The sequence below is a fragment of the Loktanella salsilacus genome, assembly GCF_900114485.1.
Taxonomy (GTDB): domain Bacteria; phylum Pseudomonadota; class Alphaproteobacteria; order Rhodobacterales; family Rhodobacteraceae; genus Loktanella; species Loktanella salsilacus.
On record NZ_FOTF01000070.1, the window covers coordinates 1 to 1,504 of the forward strand.

The 1,504-nt window shown below is 55.0% G+C and carries 1 protein-coding gene and 1 pseudogene; both read left to right on the forward strand.

The window, feature by feature from the left end; all coding sequences use genetic code 11:
• Positions 1 to 152: 152 nt before the first annotated feature.
• Positions 153 to 344: pseudogene (locus BM131_RS20640) on the forward strand (PQQ-dependent sugar dehydrogenase); the annotation flags it as partial.
• Positions 345 to 431: 87 nt separating this feature from the next.
• On the forward strand, positions 432 to 1,325 hold the full coding sequence (locus BM131_RS19835; RefSeq protein WP_245754350.1) for a c-type cytochrome: 894 nt from the start codon (positions 432 to 434) through the stop codon (positions 1,323 to 1,325).
• Positions 1,326 to 1,504 lie beyond the last annotated feature (179 nt).

Here is a 1,504-nt window from a genome sequence, read left to right on the forward strand (position 1 = left end):
CAGAGGCTTGGATCCTCATCGCACACATCAGACGCGTCACACGGCATCTCGCAAGGGATTGAGAAGGTGCAGTTAGTTTTGAATCAGACTCTAAGTTTCGCTGCGGCTGCCATGCCGCACCACCAACAGACCGGTTCCCGCCCTTGGTGTCGGTGCTGGCTTTCAGGCCAATCCAATTTTGTGGTTGCAGCGAAAGTCGGAAAAGTCCGCTATTCAGCTATGGGCACCGGAACCCACAGGGTCTGGCATTTGGCGAGAACGGTACCCTTTATGAGGCAGAGCATGGTCCCGCGACCGATGACGAGCTGAACATCATTCAGGCTGGCGGGAATTACGGCTGGCCCCGTGTCGCCGGCCGCATTGACGAAAAAAACTACTTATATATCAACTGGAGCGAAGCCCCTGAGGATGTCAGTGAAAATGCTGATCCATTGCCAGACTCCGTCCCTCAGTTCCCAGAGAGCACTTTCGAGGGTGATATGGTGGAACCTCTTGCGACCTATTTTACGGTTGATGACGACTACCCAATTGGCCAAATCTGCGGTTACATCTGCGATCCAACCATCGCGCCATCGTCCATCCTGCCCTACACGGCAGGCGAGGATGGAATTGCCGAGTGGGACAATTCCGTTTTGCTAACCACACTCAAGCACGGCACGCTATACGTTCAGCATCTGTCCGATGACGGCACAGCAGCAGTCGGCGATCCTGTCGCATGGCTGTCGACCCAAAACCGATATCGCGACGTGCTGATCGGGCCCGATAACCGCGTCTTTATTGCCACCGATGCCTTTGGGTCTGCGGCACAGAAATTCGGCGACGGGCTTAACACGTCGATTCTGCACAACCCCGGCTCCATCCTGCTTTACACCTATGGAGAAGAGGGCGGGTCTGACCTTGGCCTGACCCGCAGTTCCCAAACTGTGGAGGAAGCGCGTGCAGCTGGCACCGCCTCTAATAATCCCAAAGAATTCGAGGATCCGAACACCGGCAAGGACGCTGCGACTGGCGAGACCGAAGCCGTCACAGCTGAGTCTGACGTCGCGCAGGTGGCTGCGCGTGGCGGTCCCCAATTCGCGCAGACTTGTTCCACATGCCACGGTCCTGCAGGCCGCAGCGATGCAGCGGCAGTTTTGGCCGGGAATGAAAAACTCGCGGACGCGGCCTATGTCGCAACAACCGTGGTACATGGCTTCGGATACATGCCCGCCTTTGGCAGTCAATTGTCGGATACGGAAATCGCCGAAATCGGCACGTACATTCGCAACAGCTGGGGCAATGACTACGGCGTCCTCACCACGGGCGATGTGACTGAAACTCGATAGTCTATAATTAATACGGCGGGATTTTATATGTAGGCTGAGTTCCAAAAACACTGGTTTGTGAATGACCTGTACAGACGTGTCCGATCTAAGAGCCCGATTTAAAACTATTTGAGTGAGTTCAGTGGTTTGTGATTCTGTTCGGTTGTGAAGCTGAATGGAGATCACAATGGCTTGGACTG